Source organism: Pseudoxanthomonas sp. CCNWLW251 (assembly GCF_037402255.1).
GTDB lineage: Bacteria > Pseudomonadota > Gammaproteobacteria > Xanthomonadales > Xanthomonadaceae > Pseudoxanthomonas_A.
Genome location: NZ_JBBEGA010000005.1, coordinates 191,054 through 214,651, shown reverse-complemented (window position 1 = coordinate 214,651; position 23,598 = coordinate 191,054). Strand labels below are relative to the sequence as shown.

Genomic DNA, 23,598 nt, shown 5'->3' with positions numbered 1-23,598 from the left:
TATGCGGAAACTCTTATGGCCATTTCGGACTCTCTCTTAGGGGCCTAACGCCTGAATTAAGCCGTGCCGCGAAGCGGCATCGGCTTGAATGAATTGTTAGGGGGCGACGCTGCGATCATTGTCGCGGCCGAATGTTGCGTATCACCTGTGCAACTAGGGCTGCCCCGCCCGTCAGTATCGCAATACCACCCAATGCGACGCCCACAAAGGCCAGCTTACGCCACTCGAAGTGCTCTGCCAGGATCACAAGTCCAAAACAGAGCAGTGCAACCAAGAATGCTGCCGAGAACAGCGTGTATGACTTGGCATACGCTGCGTTTGATCTTGGCGGCTTCATGAATGCTTGGTGCGCCCCCTAACACCTAGTAGACCCCATTTCGGGGTAATAGCGCGGAGTATTCAGGCGGCGAAGTGAGGCGTCAACAGGAAGATGACCTTCTCATTCAACCCCTTGCCGGGGCCAGAAGTCGAGCGCTCGGGATCTGCCGTCGGTGTTATCTGCGTGAAGTAGGGTGGCGATCAAATAGCAAGGCGAATGCGAGGTGATAACGGGATCGGTTTGTGCGGGCAACTTGCGTAATGGATCGCCAAGGTTTGTCGCTCACCGATACGGACTCTGCGATCCATTGCTACATGAAACTGGTTCCCATCCTGCGGCCTGGTTCAGTCGCGGAACGTGAGTGCATGCGCGGCGGGGCTGCTCAATCCACCGCGGGTAGCGATGCGGACACGTGGTGGGCGGCAAGGAAGGCGCGTAGCGAGGCGGGCTTGACCGGCTTCGTCAGCAGCCGGTAGCCGCGTTCGCGGGCTTCGCGCTTCAGTTCGTCGCGGCCATCGGCGGTGAGCAGGGCGCCGGCAATGGGGCCGGGGCTGGCGGCGCGCAGGGCGTCGAGCGTGGCAAGGCCATCGAGGCGGTCGTGCAGGTGGTAGTCCACCAGCATCACGGTCGGTGCCTGTGCGATCTTCTCGAGCGCTTCGTCGACCGTGGTGGCGGTGAGTACTTCCACCTGCCAGCGGCCGAGCAGGGCCTGCATGCCGTCGATGATTTCGCGGTCGTTGTCCACGCACAGCACGCGCAGCCCGGCAAGCGAATCGTTTGCAAGCGCGGTGCGTCGTGGCGACGCGCGCCGTTCGCTGGTGGGGCTGCCGCGCGGCACGACGATGGAGAACATGCTGCCGTGGTCGACCTTGCTGCGCGCATCCAGTTCGTGCTGCAGCAGGCGGGAGATGCGCTGACAGATCGACAGGCCGAGGCCGAGGCCACGTTCGCCCCAGTCGAACGGCTGCTGGTAGCGGTGGAACTCGTCGTAGATCTGCCGCATGTGGTTTTCGGGAATGCCGGGGCCGGTATCCCAGACCTGCAGGACCACCTTGTCGGCCTGTGCGCGCATGCCGATCACGATGCGCCCGTCGCGCGTGTAGCGCAGCGCATTGGCGAGGAAGTTCTGCAGCACGCGGCGCAACAGGCGGCGGTCGCTGCGCACCGGAATGGGACGTGCGTGCACGCGCAGGCTGATCCCGCGGCCTGCGGCGACCGGCGCGTACTGTGCGGCGAGTTCACGCAGCAGTTCGCCCGCATCGAAATCGCTGATCTGCGTCTGCAGTCCGCCGGCATCCAGGCGGGAGACATCCAGCAGGCCGTCCAGCAGTTCCTCGGCGGCGCGCAGCGAGGCGTCCACGCGCTCGGCAAGGTGCTGGCGTTCCTGGGCCTGTGCATCCGCACCCTGTTCGCTGTCGCGCAGCGCGCTGACGAACAGGCGTGCCGCGTTCAGCGGCTGCAGCACGTCGTGGCTGATGGCCGCAAGGAAGCGCGTGCGCGACTGCTGCGCATGCTCGGCGGCCTAGCTGCGTTCGGCCACGCGCTGTTCCAGCGTCTCGTTGGTTTCCAGCAGCTGTGCTTCGGCATGCTTGAAGTCGGTGATGTCGTTGTAGCTGGTGACGTAGCCACCTCCGGGCAGGGGTTGCCCGCGCATCTCGATGACCTGGCCATCGGCGCGCACGCGCTCGAAAATATGCGGCGAGCCAGCGCGCATGTAGCGGATGCGCTTGTTGATCTGTTCGTCGATGTCGCCATCGCCCAGTTCGCCGCGTTCCGCGTTGTAGCGGATCAGGTCGGCCACCGGACGGCCCACGTAGAGCATGCCGTCGGGATAGCCGAACATCTGCTGGTAGCGGCGGTTCCAGGCCACCAGCCGCATGTCGGGATCGACCACGCTGACACCGGCGCTGATGTTCTCCAGCGTGGTGGACAGGATCTCGCGGTTGAAGCGCAGCTCCTGGCCGGCCTGGTCGAGTACCGCGACCACTTCGCCCAGCTCCATGCCGGAGCCGCGCAGCACGCTGGTCAGCACGATGCGCGCCGAGGCGGCGCCGATGGCGGCCGCGAGCAGGCGTTCGGTGAACTGTACCCAGACGCGGTCGGCGGGCACATTCGGCTGCAGTTCGCGTTCCAGCAGCTGCGCCTGTTCGGCGAATGCACGCCGCGCATGGCGCTCGCCGACCACGCGTTCCGCCAGCGTGCACAGGTCACCCACGCGCACGCTGCCGGGCCATTCGCCGGCCACCAGCGCGGGGCGCTGTGCGTAGGGGTCGAGGAAGGGCGCGGCCCGCAGGCGTTCGTCCACGCCGGGGCGCGAGCGCGCGGAGACGATCATCATCGCGCCGGTGTTGACCAGCAGCGACCAGAACGTTCCGTGCGTCAGCGTGTCCCACCCGCTCAGACCGAACAGCTGCTGCGGCCGCAGCCAGGTGATGCCGAACGGACCGGCATGCAGCCAGTGCGGATCGAACCAGCCGGCCTGGGTCATCGTAGGCAGCAGCAGCGTGTATATCCACGTGGCGAAGCCCAGCACCATGCCCACTTCCACGCCGCGCCGGCTGGCGCCACGCCAGTACAGGCCGCCGATGAGGCCAGGGGCGAACTGCGCCACCGCGGCGAACGCCATCAGGCCGTACGACGCCAGCGTGCTGTCGTTGCTGCTGCTGCGGTAGTACGAGTAGGCCGTCAGTGCGAGCAGCAGGATCGCCACGCGGCGGATCCACAGCACACGCGAGGCCACGTCCGCTTCGGCATGGTGCTCGGCCCAGCCGCGGCGCAGCAGCACCGGCATGATCAGGTCGTTGCTGACCATGGTGGCCAACGCGATGCTGGCGACGATCACCATGCCGGTCGCCGCGGAGAAGCCGCCGACATAGGCGACGATCGCCAGCGCGGTGCGTCCCTCCGCCAGTGGCAACGCCAGCACATAGCTGTCGTCGGCCACATTGGTGCCCCCGAACAGCGCGATGCCGGCGGCGGCGACCGGGACCACCATCAGCGAGAACAGCACCAGGTAGCCACCGAACAGCCAGCGCGCCTTGCGGATATCGCCCACATCGCTGCATTCCACCACCGCCACGTGGAATTGGCGAGGCAGGCATACGATGGCGAGGAAGCCGAGCAGCGTCTGCGCGATGAAGCCGACCGGAGGCGCGTTCTCGAACAGCGTGCGGGCCGAGTCCGCGACGTGGATGTTGTTCCCGCCCAGCCACAGATAGGCGAACACGCCCACCGCGATCATCGCCACCAGCTTCACCACCGACTCCAGCGAGATCGCCAGCATCATGCCGTGGTGGTGCTCGGTGGCGTCCACCTGGCGGGTGCCGAACAGTGCGGCGAACAGCGCCATCAACAGCGCGACATACAGCGCAGGGTCCGTGAAGAAACCATGCGTGCTGTCGCCGCCTTCGCCGCTGAGCACGCTCAGGCTCATGGCGACGGCCTTGTACTGCAGCGCCAGGTACGGCACCACGCCGATCAGCGCGATCACGGTGACCAGTGCGGCGAGACGGCGCGAACGGCCGTAGCGGGACGAGATGAAGTCGGCGATCGACACCGTGTTCTCGCTACGCGCGATCAGGGCCAGCCGTTCGATGATGCGCCAGCCGAACAGCAGCAGCAGGACCGGGCCGAGATAGATCGGCAGGTAGCCCAGGCCGTTGCGCACCGCGCTGCCGACCGCCCCGTAGAACGTCCACGACGAGCAGTACACCGCCAAGGCCAGGCTGTAGACGACCGGCCGCAACCACGGGCGGTCGGGATACATCGGGCGACGGTCGCCCCACCACGCCACGCCGAACAGCAGCGCGGCATAGCCGACGGACACCAACAGCAGGATCCAGCTGGAAACCAACGCCCTCTCCCCCGGCGCTCAACCCGTCGCCGAGTGTACTGCGTGGCGCGTGCCGCGGCGGGCGATCAGGCGGGCGTGGTGGCGAGCAGTTCGCGTACGGCGGTCTCGGCCTGGCCGCGCAGTTCGGGAATGGCGATGCTCTCCCACACGCAGCCGATGCGCAGGCTGCCGAGGATGAACACGCGCGGTTGCGGGTTGCCTTCCGCGTCGACCATGCGGCCATCGCGCGCCGCCTTCAGGCCGATGCCATGCGGACCCGCCTGCGCATGCCCCTTGCCCAGCAGGTCGTGCAGCAGCGGATTGCGCATGGTCTGCGCGCGCATCTCCACCCCCGTGGCGTTGACCACGTAGTCGACGTCGAACTCGTCGGTACGGCCGTCGCGGGTATGCGTGGTCACGCGCAGGCAACGCCCCTCGGCCATCACCGTGTCCAGGCGGCCGCGGTGCAGCCGCAACTGGCCGCGATCGAGCAGGGCCTGCAGTTTCGCGTGCACCTCCGGCGCGATGCGGTGCCGGTGCACATCCCACTGGCGCACCACGTGGCGCAGGAACCGGCGCTGGTCGGCGACGGACATCGATTGCCACAGCGCCTGGCCGTGCGGGCGGATGCGCTCCATGGCCGCCTGCCACGGCAGTCCGTCGGCGACCGCCTGCTTCGCTGCCGCACGCAGGAAGCGCATGCGTGCGCGCAGGTCCATCGTCTGCAGGGGAGCGGGATCGTAGGTCGCAGCCGGTCCGTGGCAATGCGGCAGCGGCAGCAGCGCGTGCCGCGACAACACGTGGATCGTGCCGGCGTGGCCGTTGTCGGCGAGGCTGAGCACGGTGTCCACCATGCTGAGGCCGGAACCGACGATGCAGAGGTCGGCATCCACGGGAATTGCCTTCACCGCATCGAAATCCCACGCGGCGATCGAATGGCCTTCCGGCAGTTGCGGCGCACCCCGTGCCGGTAGCGGCTTGGGCGTGTTGCCGACGGCCAGGACCACGCCACGTGCCTCCAGCGCGCCATGCCCGGCCAGTCGCAGCGTCGCGCCGTCGTCGCGCGCGTCGAGCTCAAGCACGCTGTCGTGGACAACCTGCAGCAAGGCTGGACTGGCCGCGATGGCTTCCTGCAGTCGCGTGCGCAGGTAGTCGCCGTAGCGGCGACGCTCGATGAACGCATGCGCCAGCGTCTCGCGGTCGGGACCGCCCGTGGGCGTGGTGGCCACGACATGGTCGAGGAAATCGGCAGGCCGGTCGTCGAAGGCGCTCATGCGGCCTGCGGGGACATTCAGCACGTGCTCGCCATGGGACGTCGCATACGCGACGCCCTGCGCCAGCACGTCGCGAGGCTCGATCATCACGATGCGCAGCGGCGTGGTGGCCTGGCGCAGTGCCTGCATCGCCGCCAGTACGCCACCGGCACCGCCACCGATGATCGCGAGGTCGCAGGGCGGCAGGCGGGGTGTCGTGGCAGTGCTCATGTCGCCATTGTAGGCGAACGGCATGCCGGCCCTCATGCGCAAGCCGCATGAGGGTGTGCCCACCCTACATCAGCGAGTCGGCCAGCCGTGCGATGCCTTCCCGGCTGCGCTGCCAGCCGGGGCGTCGCCGCCAGGCATCGCGTTCGACGTGGTCCGCATGCGCCAGGTAGTCGGCCTCGATCGCGCGGATGTGCGCGACCACCCCGGTGTCGTAGCAGACCAGGCCGATTTCGGCATTGAGCGCGAACGAGCGGATGTCCAGGTTGATCGAGCCGACCAGGGCGATGCCGTCGTCCACGGTCAGGTGTTTCGCATGCAGGAAATGCGGCCTGTACAGCGCGATCTTCACCCCGCAGGCCAGCAGCTCTTCGTAGTACGACTGCTGCGCCCACGCGGTCAGCGTCTGGTTGTTGGTGGCCGAAAGCACCAGTTGCACGTCCACCCCCGACAACGCGGCGATGCGCAGCGCGCTGAGCGTGGCGTCGTCGGGGACGAAGTACGGTGTGGTCAGCACCACCTTGCGGCGTGCCAGGTGGATGAGTGCATTCACCGTGTCGCGCGCGTTCTCGAATGGATACGCCGGTCCGCTGGGCAGCAGTTGCGCGGCGACATCCTGTGCCTGCACCGTCAGGTCGGGGTGCACCTCGAGCCGCTGGCCGGTTTCGATGTACCAGTCGCTGGCGAACACGCCCTCCAGGTGTGCGACCACGGGGCCCCGCACGCGCGCCACCAGTTCGCGATTCGGATGGCCGGGAACGAACGTCGCAGTGGCCAGGTTCTGCGAGCCCACGTAGCCGATACAGTTGTCGATCACCGCCACCTTGCGATGGTTGCGAAGGTCCATGCGCCCGCTGCGTCGCCAGCGCAGGCCACCTGGCAGCATGTCGTGTACGTCGACACCCGCGGCGCGCAGGCGTGTTGCATAGGCGCGCAAGCCGCGCTTCGCCCCGACGGCATCGAGCAGCATGCGGCAGGCCACGCCGCGTGCGGCGGCCCGGCAGAGTGCGGCGGCGATCGCTTCGCCCACCGCGTCGTCGAACATCAGGTAATACAGCAGGTGGACCTGCTGCGTGGCGGCGTCGATGTCGTCGAGCAGCGCGCGCAGCGAGGCGTCGTAGTCGTCCAGCAGGTCCACGGCATTGCCATGGGTGGGCATGAAGGCGCCCTGGCGTTCGATCAGGGGCGCCATTTCGACGGCAGCGCCCTCGCATGGGGACCAGCGCAGCGCGCTGAGCGGACGCTGTTCCTCGCGGATCACGTCGGTGGCCCGCGACTGCCGGTCAATGCGCTCGCGCGACAGCCAGGGATGGCCGAGCAGCAGATAGAGCGGCAGACCCAGCAGCGGCACGAAACCGACCAGCAGCAACCAGCTGCGTGCGGCAGCCGGCGTGGTGCGGCTGGGAATCCACCACAGCGCCGCCAGGCGGATCAGCCAGTCGACGATCAGCAGGGCGGTGCCGAGGGACCAGTCCATGTGGTGGATCCGTCCAAGTGGGATGGATCGATTCTGCTGGTGCTCGCGGGTAAAGAAAACCCGAAGGTAGTTCCTTCTCCCCGCAAAGCGGGGAGAAGGTGCCCAGCGGGCGGATGAGGGGCAGCTTTTGACTCTCCGAAGCCGAAAAGCAGAAAGCCCCGCCGAAGCGGGGCTTTCTGGGAGGCGCTGGACCCCGGCCTTCGCCGGGGTGAAACAGCGGCACAGGCGCATGCAGAGCATGCGCGCCGCTATTTCACTTGATCTTGCCTTCCTTGTAGATCACGTGCTTGCGCACGACCGGGTCGTACTTCTTGATTTCCATCTTGCCCGGGGTGTTCTTCTTGTTCTTGTCCGTCGTGTAGAAGTGGCCGGTGTTGGCCGAGGAGATCAGACGGATCTTGTCGCGCTTGGATGCCATGTTCGATTACTCCTCAGATCTTCTCGCCGCGCGCGCGCAGCTCGGCCAGGACGGAGTCGATGCCGTTCTTGTCGATGGTGCGCAGTGCATGCGCGGAGACTTTCAGCTTGACCCAGCGGTTTTCGCTGGCGACCCAGAAACGGCGCTCGTGCAGGTTGGGCAGGAAACGACGACGGGTCTTGTTGTTCGCGTGGCTGACGTTGTTACCCGTCATCACACGCTTGCCGGACACTTGGCATACGCGGGACATACGCACCTCGATGGATAATTGTGTCGCCCGTAGCCCGGGAGACGGCGGCCCGGCGGACGGCCTGCAGGGCAGGACGGACACCACGCGATACGGCAGGAAAACCGCTGCTGACCCAAGCCGGAATCGCGCTTCCGGCCGCAGATCCGGTCATGCCGGACGCAGCGAGCCGCGCATTATGCCGATGTTTCCCTTGCCCCGCAAGCACTTAGGTGGAGTGTCGCGGGGTCGATGGCGGAGGCGGGCCGGGCCCGCCCTACGGGACTGCCGCCGGGCGTAGGTTGGGCCCTGGCCCGGCATCGTGGCGTTCGGATACCGGAGGGCCGGATCTGGCAAGGTGGGCCAGGGCCCACCCTACGGAATCACGGCGCCGCGGCCGCCGCCTTGCCCGGGCTCGCCTTGCTCTCGGCGATGAAGGCCCGGATCTGGCTTTCCAGCACCGGCAGGGTCACCGAGCCCTGCTTGAGCACGGCGTCGTGGAAGGCCTTGATGTCGAACTTCGGGCCCAGCTCGCGCTCGGCCTCGCCGCGCAGGCGGACGATGGCGATCTCGCCCAGCTTGTAGCTCAGCGCCTGCGCCGGCCAGGAGATGTAGCGGTCCACCTCGGTGGTGACCTCGTGTTCGGACAGGGCGGTGTGGTCGCGCAGGTAGGCCAGCGCCTGGTCGCGGGTCCAGTTCTTGTGGTGCACGCCGGTATCGATGACCAGGCGGGCGGCGCGCCACATTTCGTAGGTCAGGCGACCAAAATCTTCGTAGGGCGTCTCGTAGATGCCCATCTCCCTGCCCAGCTTCTCGGTATACAGCGCCCAGCCCTCGCCGTAGGCGGAGATGTAGTTGTCGCGGCGGAACGCCGGCTGTGCGCCCTGTTCCTGCGCCAGTGCCGCCTGCAGCGAATGGCCGGGTGAGGATTCATGCAGGGTCAGGGCCGGCAGGTTGTACAGCGGGCGCGACGGCAGGTCGTAGGTGTTCAGCCAGTACGTGCCCAGGCCGCCGCGGCCGGCGGTCCAGAACGGCGCGATGTCGGCCGGCACCTCGACGATGGTGAAGCGCCCGCGCGGCAGCGTGCCGATGTACTTGCCGACTTCGCCATCCACGCGCTTGGAGATCCATGCCGCGCGGTCGAGCAGCTGTTGCGGCGTCTTCGCGTAGAACTGCGGGTCGGTGCGCAGGAAGGTCAGGAACTCCGCGAACGTCCCCTTGAAGCCGGCCTGCTTGATGACGTCCTGCATCTCGGCCTGGATGCGTGCCACCTCCTTCAGGCCGATCTGGTGGATCTGTTCGGCGTTGAGGTCCAGCGTGGTGTATTCGCGGATCTGCTGGGCGTAGAAATCCTTGCCGCCCGGCATGGCCTCCGCAGCCAGCGTGGTGCGCGCCTTCGGCACGTACTCGGTGCGGAAGAAGGTCAGCAACGTGCCGAACGCGGGCACCACCTGCTGGCCGATCGCGTCGCGCACTTCCTTGCGCAGCGCTTCCTGTTCCGCCGCCGGGATGCTGGCCGGCATCTTCCTGTACGGGGCGTAGAACGTGGATTGTTCCGGATCCTTCACCTCCGCCACCGTGGCGATGGAGACGTCGCGCCCGTCCAGCACCGCACGCGGCACGCTGAAGCCGCGCTTCAGGCCTGCACGCATGTTGACGATGTGCTGGTCGAAGTAGCGCGGCACGTCGCGCAGGCGCGCGGCATAGGCGCGGTAGTCCTCGGCGGTCTTCATCGGCCGGCGCGCCATGAACGACAGGTTGGACCAGAACGACGAGTCGGAATTGAACGGCATCTCGTAGGCGCGCAGGCGCACCTCGGCGGCAAGATTCTCGACCTGCGGCCGGTAGATGGCCAGGTTGATGCGGTTCTCCGGCGACAGGGCCGCTGCGTCGATGCCATCCAGGTCTTTCAACACCTGTTCCCAGACCTTCAGTCGCGCCTGATGCGCCTCGGCGCCCACGTCCGGCAGGCGGCGCTTGTCGCCGCTGGTATCGGTGTCCTCATCGGCCTGGCCGGTCTGTTCCTGCCGCCACTTCCATTCCTTCTCGTAGAGCGCCTGGAAGCGCTGGTCGGCGTCGGACGGGGCGAAGGCGAACGCCTGCAAGGGTGCGCAGGCGAGCAGCAGGGCGGCGATGCGGAGGTTCAAGGCGGGCATCCGGTGAAAGCGGAAACCGGATGGTAATGCAGCATCGGCATCGGTGCTTTCTGTAGGAGCGACGTAAGTCGCGACCATGGCGCCGACACGCGCGATACCCGCGTCGTGCCGTGGGCTGCGGCACGAGACTGGTTTCTGGTGTCAGCGCCCGCCTCGGGAGTGAGGCGCGATGGCCTGATGGCGTGCGGTCGCGACTTACGTCGCTCCTACAGCAAGCACAAGCTCACACCCGCGGGCGCAGCCGCTCCAGCACGCCGTCCAGGGTGTCCAGGTCGGTGTATTGGATGATCAGCTTGCCCTTGCCGCCGCGGCCGTGGGCGATGGTGACGCGCGTGCCGAGGCTCTCGGACAGTTCGGTTTCCAGCGAGGCGATGTCGGGCTGCGGCGCCGCCTTGGCGGGCTTGGCCTTCTTGCCGTTGACCGGCACCTTGCCGGCGGCGAACTGCTGCGCGCGGTGTTCCACTTCGCGCACCGACCAGCCCTGCTCGGCGGCATCGGAGGCGAGCTTGCTGGCCAGGTCCGGCGACAGCGTCAGCAGGGCGCGCGCGTGGCCCATTTCAAGACGGCGCGCTTCCAGCAGCGCGCGGATGGCCGGCGGCAATTCCAGCAGGCGGAGCAGGTTGGACACGGCCGCGCGCGAGCGGCCTACCGCTTCGGCAGCTTCGGCGTGCGTCAGCGCGAATTCGTTGATCAGGCGCTGCAGCGACTGCGCTTCCTCGAGCGGATTGAGGTCTTCGCGCTGGATGTTCTCGATCAGCGCCATCGCAATGACGGTACGGTCGTCCAGGTCGCGCACGACCACCGGTACTTCGGCCAGGCCGGCTTCCTGCGAGGCGCGCCAGCGGCGTTCGCCGGCGACGATCTCGAACTTGCCGGGCGAAAGTTCCCGAACGACGATCGGCTGGATCACGCCTTGCGCCTTGATCGACTCGGCCAGCTCGGTCAGCTTGCCGGGGTCCATCGCCGTGCGCGGCTGGTACTTGCCCGGTTGCAGCTGCTGTACCGGCAGCGTGCGCAGGGCTTCGCCCGGCTGGGCTTCCGGCGGCGGCGTCTCGGCGGCTTTGGGGCCGAGCAGGGCTTCCAGTCCGCGACCCAGGCCGCGCTTCTTCGGGGCGCTCATCACGCATGCTCCATATGCTGCTGTTGCTTCTTGCGGTCGGCCTGGCGGCGCAGGATCTCGCCGGCCAGGCCAAGGTACGCCACGCCGCCGCGCGAGGTGCGGTCGTAGCCCACGATGCTCTGGCCGTGGCTGGGCGCTTCGGCCACGCGCACGTTGCGCGGCACGATGGTGCGGAACACCTTGTCGCCGAAGTGGGTGGTCAGTTCGCCGGAGACCGCGTTGGCCAGGTTGTTGCGGATGTCGAACATCGTGCGCAGCACGCCTTCGATTTCCAGGGTGGGGTTCAGGCGTGCGCGCAGCGCTTCGATGGTTTCCATCAGCGCGGACAGGCCTTCCAGCGCGTAGTACTCGCACTGCATCGGCACCAGCACCGAGTCTGCGGCGGTCAACGCATTGAGCGTGAGCAGCGACAGCGCGGGCGGGCAATCGACGATGATGAAGTCGTAGTCGCCACGCAGCGGTTGCAGCGCGCTCTTGAGGCGCTGTTCGCGGCCGTCCGCATCCATCAGCTGGATCTCGGCCGCCGTCAGGTCGATGTTGCCCGGCATCAGGTCGAAGCCTTCCGGGGTGGTCACCACGGCGGCCTTCGCCTCGACCTCACCGAGCAGCACGTCGCAGGTCGAAGCCTCGACCTCGCGTTTGTCCACGCCGCTGCCCATCGTGGCGTTGCCCTGCGCATCCAGGTCGACCAGCAGCACCCGCTGCGGCGCGCGTGCCAGCGCGGCGGCCAGGTTCACGGCGGTGGTGGTCTTGCCGACTCCGCCTTTCTGGTTGGCGACGGCGATGATGCGGGCCATGCGAGGGGCGCCTTATCGAGTACGGGGTGAGGGGGGATTATGCGGGCTCGGGCGGGGCCGTGCGAAATGAAGGGTACGCACAAGGCGCCCACTCCCGGTCAGCCCGAGGGACAGCCCCGCGCCGGCATTCGGGCGTGACCAGTCTTTTCAAGGAGTTACAGGTTTCGCGTGGCCGCGTTGCGCCGATCAGTCGCGGCGCACGATGACCATGTGGCGTTCACCGACCAGACCCGGGACCGTCAGCGGGTGCAGGGCTTCCAGCGACCAGCCCGCCGGCAATGCCGCGATCTCCTCGTCAGGCCGTACGCCCTTCATCGCCAGCAGTGCCCCGCCCGGTTTCAGCAGGTGGCCGCCCACCTCGATGATGCCCGCCAGCACGTCCAGGGCCCGGGCGGTGAGGGCGTCGTAGGCCTGTGGTTCGTCCAGCGCCTCGGCGCGGGATTCGGCCACGCGGGCGTTGTCCAGTTTCAGGGTGCGCACCGCTTCGCGCAGGAAGCGCGCCTTCTTGCCGTTGCTCTCCACCAGGGTCACGCGCAGTCCCGGCTTGGCGATGGCCAGCGGAATCCCGGGCAGGCCCGGGCCGGTACCGAGGTCGGCGAGTGCGCCACCGTTCGCGGCGAGTCCGTCCACGAACGGGTGCATCGCCAGCGAATCCAGCAGGTGGCGCGTGACCATCTCGCGCGGGTCGCGGATGGCGGTGAGGTTGTAGGTCTTGTTCCAGCGATCGAGCAGGGCGAGGTACGCGAGCAGCCGTGGCGCCAACACCTCGGCATCCAGGCCGAGGGCGGCCAGGCCATGGTGCAGGGTTTCGCGCATATCGGCGGGAAAGGCGGTGTCGTTCATCACGGCATTATCGCAGGCCGCCACGCGGCCCCGCGCGGATGCCAGGCCAACGCGGCGCGGTAGTCCGCGCGCGGCGCCCATTCGTGCAGGTGCCAGTCGTCGGCATGGCCGAGCGCGGGATCGCATGCCGCCAGCCATGCGCGATCCCCGTCGAGGCGGACATGGAAGCGGTGCAGGCCGAAGGAGATGCCCTGGCCGTGCGCCTTCAGCACAGCTTCCTTGGCGCACCACAGGCGCACGAAGGCCAGCATGCGTGCATCCTCGTCGAGCGAATGCAGCCACGAGGTTTCCTGCGGATGATAGAAGCGCTGCGCCAGCTCCATCGCGCGCGGGCGCGGGCGCAACCGCTCCAGGTCCACGCCCAGTTCGATGTCCTCGCCCAGCGCCAGCAGCAGCGCCTCGCCGCTGTGGCTCCAGCCGGTTTCCAGCGAGTGCAGCGGGGCGATGAAGTGCGGCCGTCCCAGCGTGTCGCGCGTGATCGGCAGCAGGTGCGGTGCGAGGTCGAGCACGCGCGCCAGCTGCTCGCGCGCTGCGGGCTCGCCACGCAGCCGCGGGGCATGCGGCAGCAACCACAGGGCGATGCCGTCCAGCCGCCAGTCCGCGGCCACGTTGCGCCAGTTCATCCCGCCAGACCCGATGCGTGGTGCGGCACGGCGTGCAAGCATGCTGCGATGGCGCTATGTAGCAGGGGCAGGGACGCTTCCCCCATGTGAGTTAACGGCGGTTTCACGCCGCGCGTTGAAGATTCAAGCGTGCCCCGCACCATGGGGTTCTGTCCATTCAAGGGAGGAAGCAACGAAATGAATTTTCTCATCTATCTGATCGTGGGTGGCGTCGCCGGTTGGTTGGCCAGCCTGGTGATGAAGCGTGACGGGTCGCAGGGCATCATCCTGAACGTCGTGGTCGGCATCATCGGCGGCTTCCTGGGCGGTTGGCTGCTGCCGACGCTGGGCCTTGGCCTGGGCGGTGGCTGGGTAGGCTTCCTGATCACCGCCTTCATCGGTGCGGTGGTATTGCTGCTCATCGTGAACCTGTTCACCCGGGGCAGGGCGAGGTAACGGTTTCGCTGCGGCCGCGTGCGCGCTTGAGACGCACCCAAGGCCCGTGGCAAGGAGAAGGCCCGGCATCCGCCGGGCCTTCTTCGTTTCCGTCGATCAGCCGCCCAGGCGCACCCACGCGGGCGCATGGTCGCTGGGGCGCTCCCAGGTCCGCGGTTCGCGGTCGATGCCGGATTCCACGGCGTGCCCACGCAGCGCGTCGGAGACCAGGGTCAGGTCGATGCGCAGGCCCAGGTTGCGGCGCAGGCCACCCATCCGGTAGTCCCACCAGCTGTAGACGTTGGCTTCGTCGCTGTGCAGGCGGAAGGCATCGTGCAGGCCCAGTGCGTAGAGCCGGTGAAGGGCGGCGCGCTCGGCGGTGGAGGTGAGGATGTGGTCGTCGTTCCAGACCTTGGGGTCGAACACGTCGCGGTCGTCCGGCGCGATGTTGAAGTCCCCCATCACGACCAGCTTCGGGTGCGCCTGCAGTTCGGCGGCGACCCAGTCGTGCACCGCATCCAGCCAGCGCAGCTTGTAGGCGTACTTGTCGGTACCCACGTCCTGGCCGTTGACCACGTACAGGTTCACGATGCGAACCTCGCCCACGGTTGCGGCGATCACGCGCTTCTGCTCGTCCTCGAAGCCCGGTATGCCGATCTGCACATCGCTGACGGGTTCGCGCGAAAGCAGCGCCACACCGTTGTAGGTCTTCTGCCCGGCGAACACGCTGCGGTAGCCGAGCTCGGCCAGCGCGGTGTCCGGGAAGCGATGGTCCTCCAGCTTGGTTTCCTGCAGGCCCACGATGTCCGGGGCGAACGCACCCAGCCATTGCGTGAGGTGCGGCAGGCGCACGTTGAGCGAGTTGACGTTCCAGCTGGCGATCTTCATGGCGGCGATTCTAAGCCAGGCGCGCCGGTCAGGCGCCGGCTCCCTCGTCGGCCATGGCGGCATGCGCGGCACCCTCGCCGTCGCGCATCAGCCGCGCCGACATCCAGGCGGCCAGCAGCATCATCGCCATGCCGAACAATGCGATGGCGCGCATGGCGCCGGTGAACGCCGCACGTGCGGTGTCGCCAACCAGCGTCCCGGCCTGGCCTCCCAGTTCGCCGGCTACCGCGACCGCGCCGCCCAGCGTGGACAGCGCGCGTGTCGCGTCGGCGTCACCCAGCGTCGCGGGCAGGGCGGGATCCAGCCACAGCCGGTAGGCGAGCATGCCGGCGCTGCCGAGCACGGCGATGCCCAGCGCGCCGCTGAGCTCGGCGCTGGTTTCCGCCAGCGCCGAGGCCGCGCCCGCCCGTTCCGGCGGCGCGGTGGTGATGATCAGTTCGTTGCCCACCGTGAACACCGGTGCCATGCCCAGGCTCATCGCCAGCATGCCGGCGATCAGGATCCACAGCCCGTATGGCGGAACAACCAGTGCGGTGATGCCGAAACCCAGGGCGGCGAACAGCAGGCCCCGCACCATCACCCGTCGCGCACCCCAATGGCGTGCCAGTCGCGGCGCGAGCAGCGAGCCGACGGTGAAACACAACGACCACGGCACCGTCGCGATGCCTGCCTGGAGCGGAGTGAGTCCCAGCACCAGTTGCAGATACTGGGTCATGAAGATGTACACGCCCATCATCGACAGGCCGGCCAGCGCGTAGGCGACGATGGCGGCGGAGAACGCCGGCCGCCGGAACAGCGTCACGTCCAGGAACGGATACGCCAGATGCTGCTGGCGACGCACGAACAGCACCCCCAGCCCCAGGCCGAGCAGCAGCACCGCGATGCCGCGGACATCCATGCCGTATTCCGCGATGCGCTTGAGGCCGTAGACCACGGCGAGCACCGCGAACAGCGACTGCACCATGCTGGCCGGGTCGAGCTTGCCGGCATCGGGGTCGCGGTACTCCGGCAACAGCTTCGGGCCCAGTACCAGCAGCAACACCATCACCGGCACCGCCGCCAGGAAGGCCGCGCCCCACCACCACCATTGCAGCAGCACGCCGCCGACCAGGGGCCCGATCGCACCGCCGACCGAGAACGCCGCGATCCATACGCCGATGGCGAACTGGCGTTCGTGTTCGTCATGGAACATGTTGCGGATCAGCGACATCGTCGAAGGCGCCAACGTGGCGCCGGCCACGCCCAGCAGCGCACGCATCGCGATCAGCATTTCGGCACTGCGCGAGAACGCCGCCATCACCGACGCCGCGGCGAACGCCGCCGCGCCGATCAGCAGCAGCTTGCGCCGGCCGATGCGGTCGCCCAGCGTGCCCATCGTGATCAGGAAGCCGGCCACCAGGAAGCCGTATACGTCGACGATCCACAGCAACTGGCTGGCCGTGGGGTCGAGTTCGGCGCTGATGGCGGGCAGGGCCAGGTTCAGCACGGTCAGGTCCATCGCATAGACCATGCAGGGCAGCGCGATGATCGCCAGCCCGATCCATTCGCGGCGGGTGGCTTTGGCGGGTACGGCGGTGGTCGACATGGCGGTCCGTCAGCAAGGGGTCATCCCGTTCGACGAACGGGAGCGACGATTCTCGACGAAGACGCGGACCAACACCGCCCGCAATGGAACGGACCGGCTCAGCGAATGATGAAGTCGATGAACTTCGATACTTTGGAGTAAGGCGGCTTCAGCAGGTCGCTGCCGGCCCACCGCGGCTGCCACAGCACGGGCAGCGCCTTGCTCATCGCGTCGAACCCCGCGCGCCCGTGGTAGGCGCCCATGCCGCTGGGGCCGATGCCGCCGAACGGCAGCGCATTGATGCCGAAGTGCAGCACGGTGTCGTTGACGGTGACGCCGCCAGCCAGCGTGCTGCGCAGGATCTTCTCCACCCGCGCCCGGTCGTGGCTGAAGGGATACAAGGCCAGCGGCCGGTCGTGCGCGTTGACGTAGGCGATGGCCTCGTCCAGCGAGCCGACCGTGCGGATCGGCAGGATGGGGCCGAAGATCTCGTCCTGCATCACCTTCGCATCGTCGCCGGGTTCGATCACCAGGGAAGGCGCGAACAGCCGCTCCGCGCGGTCATGCGCCGGTGCCAGCGCGACCACCTCGTGGCCGCGTGCGCGGGCATCGTCCAGGTAGCCTTCCAGCCGCGCGAACTGTCCGTCGTTGATGATGCGGGTGAAGTCGCCGGCATCGGACAGGTTGCCGTAGCGCGCGGCGACCTGCTCGCGCAGCGCCTGCACCAGCGCATCGCGGCGGCTTCGACCCACCAGCAGCACGTAGTCCGGCGCGATGCAGGTCTGGCCGCCGTTGAACCACTTGCCGGTCGCCAGTCGCGCGGCGGCCTGTTCCACGGGGAAGTCGTCGCAGACGATGGCAGGCGACTTGCCGCCCAGTTCGAGCGTCAGCGGGGTCAGGTTCGCCGCCGCCGCCGCCATCACCTTGCGGCCCACGGCGGTGGAGCCGGTGAACACCAGATGGTCGAACGGCAGCGCGGCGAAGGCGCTCGCCACGTCGGCGCCACCCGTGGCGACCGCGACGCGCTCCAGCGGGAACACCTCCGCCAGCAGCGAGCGCAGGAACGCGGTGGTATGCGGCGTATGTTCGGATGGCTTGAGGTAGACGTGGTTGCCTGCGGCGATGGCGGTGGCCAGCGGAATCAGCGCCAGGTTGACCGGGTAGTTCCACGGCGAGATCACGCCCACCACGCCGACCGGCTCGCGCCGGATTTCCGCGCGCGCCGGCCAGAACCGCCAGCCCACGCCCACGCGGCGCGGCTTCATCCATCTGCGCAGGTGCGAGGCCAGGTGGTCGATCTCGTTGAGTACGGTCATGCCGTCGGCGATCAGCGACTCGTGGCGCGAGCGATGGCCGAAGTCGGCGGCGATGGTGTCCGCCATTTCCGGCAGCCGCCGCTTCAGCGCGTCGCGCAGGCGTTGCAGGTCGTCGCGGCGCTGGGCCAGGTCGGGCTTCTTCGCCTGCCATGCCTCGCGCAGGCGTTGCAGGGTGGCGCTCAGGTCGGGCGTGGCGGTCATGTCCATACGCCGGAGTGTAGTCCGGCCGCATCGGGCCTGCTCGCTACAATGCGCGAATGACCTCCCTGCGCCCCTATCTTGACCGTTTTCCCGTCCTCGGCCCGCGCGTCTACGTGGACCCCGCGGCCACCGTGATCGGCGATGTCGAACTGGCCGAAGACGTGTCCGTCTGGCCGGGCAGCATCCTGCGCGGCGACGTCAATTTCATCCGCATCGGGGCCCGCACCAACGTGCAGGACGGCACCATCGTCCACGTCAGCCACCACAGCCCGTACAACAAGGCCGGGTACCCGACGCTGATCGGCGAGGACGTCACCATCGGCCACGGCACCATCATCCACGCGTGCACCATCGAGGACCTGTGCCTGATCGGCATGGGCGCCTGCATCCTGGACGGCGCCACGGTGAAGAAGTACGGCTTCCTGGGTGCCGGCGCGGTGCTCGGCCCCGGCAAGGTGGTCGGCGAGGCCGAACTGTGGCTGGGCAATCCCGCCCGTTTCGCACGCAAGCTCACCGACAAGGAGATCGAGAGCCTGCACTATTCCGCCGCGCACTACGTGCGGCTCAAAGACCATTACCTGCCACCAACACCGCCTGCGGCATGATGCCGCGTGGCGCATCCGGCGCCGGCATCACAGGAGGGCCGCATGGCCTGGAAACCGGAAGGCTATACGTCGGTCGCGCCCTACCTGGTCGTCGACGGCGCGCAACGTACGGTCGAGTTCCTCCTCACCGTGTTCGACGCCGAACCGCTGCGCATGCATCCGGTCGGCGCAGGCCGGCTGGGACATGCGGAAGTCCGGATCGACGACACCGTGGTGATGCTGGCCGACGCGGCCGATGGCTGGCCCGCGATCGCCAGCCACGTGCATCTGTATGTGCCGGACGTCGATGCCACGTGGGCGCGTGCGCTGTCGGCGGGCGCCGACCCGGTGCAGGTGCCGGAGGAAAAGGGCGACGGCGACCGTCGCGGCGGCTTCCGCGATGCCGGCGGCACCACGTGGTGGATTTCCACGCAGGTGGCGTGACGTCGTGCCGGCGTCAGGGCGTTGTCGCGTGCTCGAGCGCGGCAAGCAGTGCCAGTGCCTCGGAGCGGCTGGCACCGCACATGTCGGGGCCCGGTTTCAGGGTGCCGCAGAACGCGGGGCGTTCCGGCCTGCCGAACAACCGGCAGCGCAATGCATCGTCCAGTTGCACGCACGCTACGCCTGCCGGCTTGCCGTGCGGCATGCCGGGGATGGGCGAGGTGATCGACGGCGCGGTGCAGCAGGCCGCGCAGCCCGGGCGACAGGAAAAGGATGTGTCCATGATGGCGCGCAGTGTAGTGCGGCTGGGCAAGCGCGACGCGGCCGGCTAAAGTCGCAAGGCACGGGGAAGGCGCATGGACAGCGGAACACGCCACTTCAATCACATCGGACCGGTCGCGGCCACCACGCCGCCAAGGGCGCAGCGCCCATGGTGAACGGCTGATGCTGGACACCTACCGCGAAGTCATCACGCCCGAGGGCGTGGGCCTGCACCTGCCCGCGGCGGGCCCCGTGCCGCGCGCGCTGGCGTGGGGCATCGATCTGGCCATCCGGCTCGGCGTGCTGATGATCATGGGCATGGTGCTGGCCATGCTGGGCAAGGTGGGTGAAGGGCTGTACCTGATCGGCCTGTTCCTTGTGTTCTGGGCCTATCCCATCGTGCTGGAATCCGTGTGGCACGGGCAGACGCCCGGCAAGAAGGCGCTCGGACTGCGCGTGGTATCGGCCGATGGCGCGCCGGTGGGCTGGCTGGCGGCGATCACGCGCAACCTGCTGCGCACCGTCGACATGCTGCCCTTCGGCTATGCCGCCGGGCTGGTCGCCTGCCTGGCGGACCCGCATGCGCGCCGCCTGGGCGACATGGTGGCCGGTACGCTGGTCGTGCATGCCGGCAACGAGCGCGAACACGCGCCGGCACCCGTCAACACGGTGTTCGTGCCGCCGGCGCGCCTGCTGCCAGAAGAGCAGGGCGCGATCGTGGCGTTCGGCGAGCGCGCGCCACAACTGACGACCTCGCGCCAGGAAGAGCTGGCCAACCTCGCCGAGCCTGTCACCGGTGCGCGTGGAGAGGTCGGCGTGCAGCGCCTGTACGGCATGGCCAACTGGCTGCTGGGGCGGCGATGAGGCAGGAACAGTTCGTCGCCCGCCACCAGCCCGAATGGCTGGCTTTCGAATCCTGGTTGCAGGCGCGTGGTGGCAGCGCCCGCAGCGCGCGCCGCGAGCGCAACAACGGTGTGCTCACCGATGAAGACGTGCCGGCACGCTACCGCCGCATCTGCCAGCAGCTGGCGCTGGCGCGCAAGCGCGGCTACAGCCCCGTGGTGGTGGACCGTCTGCAGGCACTGATGCAGCAGGGCCACGGCGTCATGTACCGGACGGCGCCACCGCGCTGGCAGCGCGCGGTGCGCTTCCTGCTGGCGGAGTTCCCGCGCCTGGTGCGCAGCGAGGCCGGGTGCATGTGGGTGGCCGCGGCCGTGTTCGTGGTGCCGCTGGTGCTGATGTTCGTGCTGCTGCAGGTCCGACCGGAGCTGGTGTACAGCATCGTGTCGCCCGAACAGGTGGCGATGTACGAGCGCATGTACGACCCGAGCGACACGCGCCATGCGCTGGGGCGCGAGAGCGGCAGCGACTGGCAGATGTTCGGCCACTACATCTGGAACAACATCAGCATCGGCCTGAGGACTTTCGCCGGTGGGCTGCTGGCGGGCGTGGGCGCGCTGTTCGTGCTGATTTTCAACGGCATCGGCATCGGCACGGTGTTCGGCCATCTGCAGCAGATCGGTTACGGCGATCCGCTGTGGCGCTTCGTCTGCGGGCACGCACCGTTCGAACTGACCGCCATCGTGCTGGCCGGCGGCGCGGGCTTGCGACTGGGCCTGAGCCTGGTGGCGCCGGGACGCCAGCGGCGCGTCGATGCGCTTGCCAGCGCGGGTGCGAAGGGTGCGCGGCTGTGCCTGGGCGTGGCCTTCATGTTGCTGGTGGCCGCGTTCATCGAAGCCTTCTGGTCATCCACGCAATCCATCCCGGCTGCGGTGAAGTACAGCGTCTCCGGTGTGCTGTGGACCCTGGTGGCGCTGTGGCTGGGCGTCGGCGGACGCGGGATGGCCGATGAGGATTGAGCAGCTGACCGTCCGCCTGCGGGCACGCTCGGACTGGGAGGCCGTCGAGCTGGGCATGGCGCTGGTGCGCCAACATGCCGGTGCGGTCTGGAAGCCCTGGCTCTGGCTGACCCTGCCCGTGTTCGCGCTGCTCAACCTCGGCGCGTGGTGGATCGACCAGTTCTGGCTGGCCATGCTGCTGATGTGGTGGCTGAAACCGGCCTTCGACCGCATCCCGCTGTACGTCATCTCGCGTGCCGTGTTCGGCAGCGCGCCCGGTACGCGCGAGACAGTGCGGGCGCAGCGGCAATGGGGCCTGCGCACGCTGCCGCACCTGCTCACCTGGCGGCGCTTCAGTCCCGTGCGCTCGCTGTACATGCCCATCGACCTGCTGGAAGGCGTCCAGGGGGATCGCCTGCGCCAGCGTCGTGGCGTCCTCGGTGGGCAGGCGTACGGCACCGCGATCCTGCTGACCTGGATCTGCCTGCTGTTCCAGGCCGTGCTGGTGATGGGGGGCGTCGTCGCCGTCGTCATGTACCTGCCGCAGGACCTGCTGCCGGACAGCATGCAGACGGCCTTCCGCATGGTGGCCATCGAATGGCCGGCGTGGCTCAAGCTGGCGTGGAATGCATTGGCATGGGCTGCCATCAGCGTGGTGGAGCCGTTCTACGTCGGCGCGGGGTTCGGCCTGTACCTCAACCGCCGCACGCAGATCGAAGCCTGGGACCTGGAGATCGTGTTCCGCAAACTGCGCGCACGGCTGGCGGCGGTCGCGCCGATGCTGTTGGCTGCGGTGCTGTGGGCCGGCATGGGCGTCGCCGAGGCGCAGGAGCGCCACGGCGCACCGCCGGCCACGACCGCGCCGCAAGCCGAAGCTCCCGCCAAGCCGACGCCGCCGACGGTGCCCATCGTGTTCGGCGACCAGCGCGTCGACGACCGTGCATTCCGCAAGGCCGCCGATGAGGCGTACCGCGATCCCTTGCTGGATCGCACGCGCACGCAGGCGTCGTGGGAGCGTCGCGACACGGCGGAAGAAGAAGATCCCGACGAAACGCTCGACGGCGACAAGGCCTGGCTTTCCGGCTTCGGCAACGTGCTCGCCTTCATTGGCGAATGGGGCCTCTGGCTGGTGGTGGGCGTGCTGGTGCTCGCCTTGCTGGCGACGGCACGCTACTGGTGGCCGTGGATGCGCGGCATCTCAGGCGCGCGCGCGCTGCCGCCGGATGCGCCGCAGTCGGATGCACTGGTACTCCCCGAGGCGCTGCCGGACGACATCGCCACAGCGGCGCGCGCGCTGTGGCGCGAGGGACGTCCGCGGCACGCGCTGGGGCTGCTCTACCGCGCGAGCGTGGAGAGCATGAGCCAGCGCGCGGACATCGCGCTGCCGCCGGGCGCGACGGAAGCCGAATGCCTGCGCGCATCGCGACGCATGCCGCAGGCGGAAGACCGGCATGCCTTCGCGCGCATCGTCAGGACCTGGCAGTACGCGGCCTATGCCGAGCGGTTGCCGGGCGAAGACGAGTTCGATGCGCTGGTGGGTGAACTGCAGCGCCGCTACGGGTGGGCGTCATGACGTCCGCGCGCCGCAATGGTCGCCTGGTGGGTGTGGGCCTGCTGGTCGTGTTCGTGGTGGTGGCACTGCTGGCCGTGTGGTTCCGGCATACCTTCCACCGTGTCGAAAAGACGTTCTATCTTCCGCCCGATGGCGAAGCGGCCTACAACCCGCTGTACGCGCTGGCGAAGACGCTGGAAGCCGACGGCGTGAAGGTCAACGCACGCCAGCGCCTGCTGCTGGATGACAACGCGCTGTCGCGCGAGGACACGTTGTTGCTGTTCAACGATCCGCGCGCGCTGTCGCCACCCGAGGCCGATCGCCTGCTGGCATGGGTCGAGGCCGGCGGGCATCTTCTGGTCCGCACGCCACTTTACTCGCCGGGCGAAGACCTGGCCGGGCCGGATGCACCGCAGACGGCCATGCTGGATCTGCTGTCGGTCTGGCTGGTGGACGGGGAGCCCGAGTGCGAAGCCTTCCAGGTGGAAGGCGAAGACCATCATGTCGAGTTCTGCGCCGGGCGGCGTTTCGCTTTCGATGACGTGGAGCCCGAACTCGCCTGGGGCAACCTGCAGGACGGCTATGTCTACGCGCGGCTGTCGCAGGGGCGTGGCCACGTGGATGTGCTGGCCGACTTCGATTTCATGGCCAATACCGAAATGCGGGCGCTCGCGCGCGGTGCGCTGGACGAGCCGCCGAAGGGCGGCCTGCGCGACGGTCCGCATCGCGCGCTGGCGCGGCAGGTGCTGGCGCCCAACTACGGTCGCGGCACCATGCACCTGGTCTATGCCGCCGAGATGCCGTCGCTGTGGCGCATCCTGTTCGTCCGCGGCTGGATGGTGTGGGCGCCGCTGCTGCTCGCGCTCGCCGCCTGGTTGTGGATGCGCATGCAGCGGTTCGGTCCATCGATGCCGTCACCGGCCGGCGAGCGCCGCTCGCTGCTGGAGCACGTGCGCGCGAGCGGCGAACATCTCTACCGCTACGGTCGCGGGGTGATGCTGTACGCGGCGGTCCGGCAGGCATTCCTCGCCCGGCTGCGCCGACGCGATCCTGTCGCCGCCGCGCTGTCCGGCGATCCCCAGGTGGCCGCCATCGCGGAGCGCACCGGCCTCCCGGCCGAGCGCATCCGCGTGGCCCTCAATGCGCCCGCCTCGCACGACAGGCAGGCATTCCGTGACCGCATTTCCCTGCTGATCCAACTGAGAAACCGCCTATGAACGACGAGACCGCCGCCGCGCCGCCCGCGC

General features: G+C 68.4%; 20 protein-coding genes and 1 pseudogene. 7 read left to right on the top strand and 14 right to left on the bottom strand.

What is annotated here, in order from left to right:
• Positions 1-701: 701 nt before the first annotated feature.
• The 10 genes and pseudogenes from WBN46_RS17545 to WBN46_RS17500 all read right to left on the bottom strand — a co-directional run bounded on the left by WBN46_RS17545 (position 702) and on the right by WBN46_RS17500 (position 13,292).
• Positions 702-4,172 (bottom strand): annotated as a pseudogene (locus WBN46_RS17545) (PAS domain-containing hybrid sensor histidine kinase/response regulator).
• 65 nt (positions 4,173-4,237) lie between these two features.
• Positions 4,238-5,635 (bottom strand): FAD/NAD(P)-binding protein, encoded by a 1,398-nt coding sequence (locus WBN46_RS17540; protein WP_337732692.1) that lies wholly within the window; start codon positions 5,633-5,635, stop codon positions 4,238-4,240.
• Between the two features lie 64 nt (positions 5,636-5,699).
• A complete protein-coding gene (cls, locus tag WBN46_RS17535) occupies positions 5,700-7,109 on the bottom strand; it encodes a cardiolipin synthase (RefSeq protein WP_337732691.1) in 1,410 nt (469 codons plus the stop codon).
• 253 nt (positions 7,110-7,362) lie between these two features.
• Positions 7,363-7,527, bottom strand: a complete 165-nt coding sequence (rpmG, locus tag WBN46_RS17530) for a 50S ribosomal protein L33 (protein ID WP_027070918.1) — start codon at positions 7,525-7,527, stop codon at positions 7,363-7,365.
• A gap of 13 nt (positions 7,528-7,540) precedes the next feature.
• Positions 7,541-7,777 carry a 50S ribosomal protein L28 gene (gene rpmB, locus WBN46_RS17525; RefSeq protein WP_142125930.1) on the bottom strand — a complete coding sequence of 79 codons (237 nt, stop codon included), beginning with the start codon at positions 7,775-7,777 and terminating at the stop codon, positions 7,541-7,543.
• 359 nt (positions 7,778-8,136) lie between these two features.
• The gene (locus tag WBN46_RS17520) at positions 8,137-9,909 is read right to left on the bottom strand and encodes a DUF885 family protein (RefSeq protein WP_337732690.1); all 1,773 of its coding nucleotides are present in this window, start codon (positions 9,907-9,909) and stop codon (positions 8,137-8,139) included.
• 223 nt (positions 9,910-10,132) lie between these two features.
• Positions 10,133-11,029 (bottom strand): ParB/RepB/Spo0J family partition protein, encoded by an 897-nt coding sequence (locus WBN46_RS17515; RefSeq protein ID WP_192202826.1) that lies wholly within the window; start codon positions 11,027-11,029, stop codon positions 10,133-10,135.
• Positions 11,029-11,826, bottom strand: coding sequence for an AAA family ATPase (locus WBN46_RS17510; protein ID WP_142125932.1), 798 nt, complete (start codon positions 11,824-11,826; stop codon positions 11,029-11,031). The genes WBN46_RS17515 and WBN46_RS17510 overlap by 1 nt, the downstream gene beginning before the upstream one ends.
• 186 nt (positions 11,827-12,012) lie before the next feature.
• On the bottom strand, positions 12,013-12,669 hold the full coding sequence (gene rsmG, locus WBN46_RS17505; protein ID WP_337732689.1) for a 16S rRNA (guanine(527)-N(7))-methyltransferase RsmG: 657 nt from the start codon (positions 12,667-12,669) through the stop codon (positions 12,013-12,015).
• Positions 12,669-13,292, bottom strand: coding sequence for a 4'-phosphopantetheinyl transferase superfamily protein (locus WBN46_RS17500; RefSeq protein ID WP_337732771.1), 624 nt, complete (start codon positions 13,290-13,292; stop codon positions 12,669-12,671). The genes rsmG and WBN46_RS17500 overlap by 1 nt, the downstream gene beginning before the upstream one ends.
• A gap of 177 nt (positions 13,293-13,469) precedes the next feature.
• Here WBN46_RS17500 and WBN46_RS17495 point away from each other — a divergent pair, with 177 nt between their 5' ends.
• Positions 13,470-13,727: a GlsB/YeaQ/YmgE family stress response membrane protein gene (locus tag WBN46_RS17495; RefSeq protein ID WP_142125935.1), complete on the top strand. Its 258-nt coding sequence runs from the start codon at positions 13,470-13,472 to the stop codon at positions 13,725-13,727.
• 96 nt (positions 13,728-13,823) lie between these two features.
• Here WBN46_RS17495 and xth read toward each other — a convergent pair whose 3' ends face one another.
• The 3 genes from xth to WBN46_RS17480 all read right to left on the bottom strand — a co-directional run bounded on the left by xth (position 13,824) and on the right by WBN46_RS17480 (position 17,675).
• Entirely contained in the window at positions 13,824-14,594 is a 771-nt protein-coding gene (xth, locus tag WBN46_RS17490; RefSeq protein WP_337732688.1) for an exodeoxyribonuclease III, read from the bottom strand.
• Positions 14,595-14,622: 28 nt separating this feature from the next.
• Positions 14,623-16,179: an MFS transporter gene (locus WBN46_RS17485; RefSeq protein WP_337732687.1), complete on the bottom strand. Its 1,557-nt coding sequence runs from the start codon at positions 16,177-16,179 to the stop codon at positions 14,623-14,625.
• Positions 16,180-16,277: 98 nt separating this feature from the next.
• Complete coding sequence (locus tag WBN46_RS17480) at positions 16,278-17,675, bottom strand: coniferyl aldehyde dehydrogenase (RefSeq protein WP_337732686.1); 1,398 nt, start codon at positions 17,673-17,675, stop codon at positions 16,278-16,280.
• 56 nt (positions 17,676-17,731) lie between these two features.
• Here WBN46_RS17480 and WBN46_RS17475 point away from each other — a divergent pair, with 56 nt between their 5' ends.
• Positions 17,732-18,280, top strand: a complete 549-nt coding sequence (locus tag WBN46_RS17475) for a gamma carbonic anhydrase family protein (protein ID WP_337732685.1) — start codon at positions 17,732-17,734, stop codon at positions 18,278-18,280.
• Between the two features lie 42 nt (positions 18,281-18,322).
• Positions 18,323-18,703, top strand: coding sequence for a VOC family protein (locus WBN46_RS17470; RefSeq protein ID WP_337732684.1), 381 nt, complete (start codon positions 18,323-18,325; stop codon positions 18,701-18,703).
• 13 nt (positions 18,704-18,716) lie between these two features.
• On the opposite strand, the gene WBN46_RS17465 is transcribed toward WBN46_RS17470, so the two are convergent.
• Positions 18,717-18,914, bottom strand: coding sequence for a proteinase inhibitor (locus tag WBN46_RS17465; RefSeq protein WP_298120827.1), 198 nt, complete (start codon positions 18,912-18,914; stop codon positions 18,717-18,719).
• A 230-nt stretch (positions 18,915-19,144) separates the two neighbouring features.
• Here WBN46_RS17465 and WBN46_RS17460 point away from each other — a divergent pair, with 230 nt between their 5' ends.
• Genes WBN46_RS17460 through WBN46_RS17445 form a run of 4 tightly spaced genes read left to right on the top strand, consistent with a single transcriptional unit; the run spans position 19,145 to position 23,568 of the window.
• The gene (locus tag WBN46_RS17460; protein WP_192202834.1) at positions 19,145-19,825 is read left to right on the top strand and encodes an RDD family protein; all 681 of its coding nucleotides are present in this window, start codon (positions 19,145-19,147) and stop codon (positions 19,823-19,825) included.
• Complete coding sequence (locus WBN46_RS17455) at positions 19,822-20,820, top strand: stage II sporulation protein M (protein WP_192202835.1); 999 nt, start codon at positions 19,822-19,824, stop codon at positions 20,818-20,820. Before WBN46_RS17460 ends, WBN46_RS17455 begins: the two co-directional genes overlap by 4 nt.
• Complete coding sequence (locus tag WBN46_RS17450) at positions 20,810-22,372, top strand: DUF4129 domain-containing protein (protein WP_337732683.1); 1,563 nt, start codon at positions 20,810-20,812, stop codon at positions 22,370-22,372. The genes WBN46_RS17455 and WBN46_RS17450 overlap by 11 nt, the downstream gene beginning before the upstream one ends.
• On the top strand, positions 22,369-23,568 hold the full coding sequence (locus WBN46_RS17445) for a DUF4350 domain-containing protein (RefSeq protein ID WP_337732682.1): 1,200 nt from the start codon (positions 22,369-22,371) through the stop codon (positions 23,566-23,568). The genes WBN46_RS17450 and WBN46_RS17445 overlap by 4 nt, the downstream gene beginning before the upstream one ends.
• Positions 23,569-23,598: the final 30 nt, after the last annotated feature.